Below are 3,562 nucleotides of genomic sequence, written 5' to 3'. Positions count from 1 at the left end.
TGTTACAGTTAATAATTTAAATAGAATTAATGATTATTTTATACGCTATTTGTTTTCACATGTGGGTAATGAAAATATAGCTTTGAACTTTATTAATGCAGTATTTAAAGATTTAAACTTTGAAACTTTTAATAAAATAGAAATATTAAATCCTTTTAATATTGCAGAAAACTATGATGAAAAAGAAAGTATTGTCGATATAAAAGCAATAACAGAAACAGGAATAACTGTTTTGATAGAAATACAGTCAAGAGGAAATGAAGATTTTATAAAAAGGGCTTTATATTATTGGGCTTATAATTACAGCTCTAGTTTAAATAGAGGCTCTTTTTATGATGAATTAAAGCCAACTGTAAGTATAAATATTACAAATTTTATATTAACTGATGAAGATAATGTTCATAGCTGCTATGTATTAAAAGAGTTAAATAATAATAATAAGATTCTAACTGATCATTGTCAATTACATTTCTTAGAGCTTCCAAAATTTAATTCAAAAAATATTAATGATATAGAAGGCTTTCATAAAGAGTTTATTTCTTGGGTAAAATTTTTTAAGGGGGAAAACATGTCTATTCTAATGAAAGAAAATACAATATTTGAAGAAGTAGAAAAAAAATGCCAAACTTTTGTTAATGATAGTCCAGTAATGGATAAATACAAAAAACGCGAAGTAGATACTTATTTTTTAATAAGAGTATAGAATTAGACATGAAGAAGGCTAAAGAAGAAGGTATAAAAGAAGGTATAGAACAAGGTATAGAACAAGGTATAGAACAAGGTATAGAACAAGGTAAAAGGCAGCAGCAAATATCTATAGCTAAAAGCTTCAAAAATGCAGGCATAGATATTAAAATTATAAGTGAAAATACAGGATTAAGTATAGAAGAAATAAAAAATTTGTGAACATCTGGCAAGTTTACTTGTCAGATACTTTTAGTGAACAAATTTTTTATATATAAAATAAAGAAATAAAAAATTTGTGAACATCTGGCAAGCTTACTTGTCAGATACTTTTAGTGAACAAATTTTTTATATATAAATAAAGAAATAAAAAATTTGTGAACATCTGGCAAGCTTACTTGTCAGATACTTTTAGTGAACAAATTTTTTATATATAAATAAAGAAATAGAAAAACGATAATAAATATAGATCTGAATTTATTAAAAAAATAAAAAGAGCTTCTATATACAACAATATATAAAAGCTCTTAATTTTTATTTATTATTTTTTCAATAACTCGCCTACTATCTCATCAAGCTCTTCAGGCTTTACTCTAGGATCATAGCGTCCAACAATATTTCCTTTTCTGTCTATTAAGAACTTACCGAAGTTCCATCTTATTTTTTCAACTCCTTCTTCAGTTGGTTTTTCAGTTCTTAAATAAGTAAATAAAGGATCAGCATTTTTACTATTAACTTTTACTTTGTCAAATAGTTTGAATGTTATGCCGTATTTTTCTTTTCTAAACTCGGCAATCTCTTCTATAGGTTCTTTTGCCTGACCTCCGAATTGATTGCATGGGAAGTCTAATATTTCAAAACCTTCTTTTTGATATTTAGTGTATAAATTCTGCAACTCAGAATATTGTTTTGTAAATCCTCATTTAGTTGCAGTATTAACTATTAGTAAGACTTTGCCTTCATACTCTTTTAGGTTTATATCTTTACCTTCAGCATCTTTTACTGTGTAATCATAAATGCTCATAATTTCCTCCATTATTAATTATATATTATAAAAATTATAAATTAGTTTTCCTATATTGCAAATAAAAAGGCATACCCTATATAAGAATATGCCTTGAAATTACTCTAATTATAAATTATAAAAGAGCTTTAGCAGCATTTAAAGCAGATTCATAATCTGGTTCATTAGTGATTTCTGGAACATATTGTACATATTTAACAACATTGTCTTTATCAAGAACAAATACAGCACGAGTTAAAAGCTGTAATTCTTTTAATAAAGTACCGAATTTTCTTCCGAAATCTTTTTGATTGTAGTCAGAAGCTACGATATGAGAAGAAACATTAGCAGCACCGCACCATCTAGCCTGAGCAAATGGTAAGTCAACAGAAATTGTTACAACTGTTACTCCTTTAAGATTAGCAGCTTCTTTGTTAAATCTTCTAGTTTGTACATCGCATACTGGGGTATCTAAAGATGGTACAGATGAAATGATTTTTACTGTATCACCAGCATCTTTTAAAGACCATGGGCTTAAATCTGTTTTTAATACTGTAAAGTCTAATGCTTTAGCTCCAACTGATAACTGAGCACCTTCTAAAGTTTGTGTAGCACCTTGAAATGTAACTGTCATTTTTTACTCCTTCTATTATTAATTTATCTTTGATAATAAAAATCAAATATAATCTTTTATTATTTAAGAAAATATATAATTATTAAAAAAAAGTCAATAATAAAAATGAATAATTTTATTTTTTAGGTATTTCTAGAAGTTTTAGCCTAATTAAAAACTCTTTATTATATTTTATATTTATTTTAATATCTTTTTTTGTGATAGGGTGAACAAAATTAATCTCTTTTGCTATCAATGCAAAGCCTTTCATCTTATAAATACCTGCATTTTTTGAGTATATTTTATCTCCTATTATTGGATGTCCTATATAAGAAAGATGTACACGTATCTGATGAGTTCTGCCTGTTACTGGTTTAAGCTCAAGTAAAGTATGTTCATTAAGTTTTTTTAATACTTTATAATAAGTGACGGCAGTTTCTCCGCCTTCTTTTACTGATAGCGGTATTCTTTTGTTAGGATTTTTTTTGTCAATTCCTATTGATATATCTATTACTCCGCTATTATTTTTTAAATATCCTTCTGCTATGGCATGATAAACTTTATTAATAGTTTTGTTTTTAAAAGATTCTTCAAAATATTTTTTTGTATTTTCATCTCTTGCTAGTATCACTATTCCAGAAGTGAACTTATCTATTCTATGAACTAAATACAGATTATTAATATGATTATGTTTTTCTTTTATTTTTTTTATTAAATTATCGTCAACTTCTATTCCAGCCTCTTTATTGACAGCAATAAAATAATCATCTTCATAAATAATATTCATATTTGTTTCGCTTATAGTTTGTTTATTATTAATGATATTCTAGTAAAGAAGTAATTAACATTTCTCAAACTCTCCATAAGAAGAAATATTAATTTTTCTTTTTTTCCCTTTCGCCTCTTTCACACATTATAATAGTAGTGGATAATATAGTTTTTAATATACTTGCCTTATTTTGATATTCTTTTATTGTATTTATAGTTTTTTCATATATACTGTCTATATTTTCTAAATTTAGATTATTGTATGTATCTGTGAGAATATTTCTAAACTCTTCTAATGTGTTTTTTAATCTTTCATATGCTTTTTTTATATTTTCATTATCATCTTTTTTATAGATATTATAAGCTATATTCAATGCTTTTTGTCTTATATTATCTTCGTAAAAATCAGCTATATTTCCTTCTTCTATAGATTCTATTTTTACTGCTTCTTTAGTTATTCTTTTTATTTTCATTTTTTTTATATTTTATTTTTG

The 3,562-nt window shown here is 25.4% G+C and carries 4 protein-coding genes and 1 pseudogene; 1 reads left to right on the top strand and 4 read right to left on the bottom strand.

What is annotated here, in order from left to right:
- Positions 1-906 (top strand): annotated as a pseudogene (locus KQ44_RS00375) (Rpn family recombination-promoting nuclease/putative transposase); the annotation flags it as partial.
- Positions 907-1,225: 319 nt separating this feature from the next.
- Here KQ44_RS00375 and KQ44_RS00370 read toward each other — a convergent pair.
- From KQ44_RS00370 to KQ44_RS00355, 4 genes are all read right to left on the bottom strand, one after another.
- Entirely contained in the window at positions 1,226-1,708 is a 483-nt protein-coding gene (locus KQ44_RS00370) for a glutathione peroxidase (RefSeq protein ID WP_096735760.1), read from the bottom strand.
- 115 nt (positions 1,709-1,823) lie between these two features.
- Positions 1,824-2,321, bottom strand: a complete 498-nt coding sequence (gene tpx / locus KQ44_RS00365) for a thiol peroxidase (protein ID WP_096735759.1) — start codon at positions 2,319-2,321, stop codon at positions 1,824-1,826.
- Between the two features lie 115 nt (positions 2,322-2,436).
- Positions 2,437-3,087 carry an RluA family pseudouridine synthase gene (locus KQ44_RS00360; RefSeq protein WP_096735758.1) on the bottom strand — a complete coding sequence of 217 codons (651 nt, stop codon included), beginning with the start codon at positions 3,085-3,087 and terminating at the stop codon, positions 2,437-2,439.
- An 88-nt stretch (positions 3,088-3,175) separates the two neighbouring features.
- Entirely contained in the window at positions 3,176-3,541 is a 366-nt protein-coding gene (locus KQ44_RS00355; RefSeq protein ID WP_240516393.1) for a hypothetical protein, read from the bottom strand.
- Positions 3,542-3,562: the final 21 nt, after the last annotated feature.

The organism is Brachyspira sp. G79 (assembly GCF_002379365.1).
Classification (GTDB): Bacteria; Spirochaetota; Brachyspiria; order Brachyspirales; family Brachyspiraceae; genus Brachyspira.
This window is presented reverse-complemented; position numbering and strand designations above follow the sequence as displayed.

Excerpts from the sequence above, each read along its gene's own strand:
- KQ44_RS00360 (WP_096735758.1), bottom strand. The coding sequence starts at position 3,087 with ATGAATATTATTTATGAAGATGATTATTTTATTGCTGTCAATAAAGAG.
- KQ44_RS00355 (WP_240516393.1), bottom strand. The coding sequence starts at position 3,541 with ATGAAAATAAAAAGAATAACTAAAGAAGCAGTAAAAATAGAATCTATA.
- tpx (WP_096735759.1), bottom strand. The coding sequence starts at position 2,321 with ATGACAGTTACATTTCAAGGTGCTACACAAACTTTAGAAGGTGCTCAG.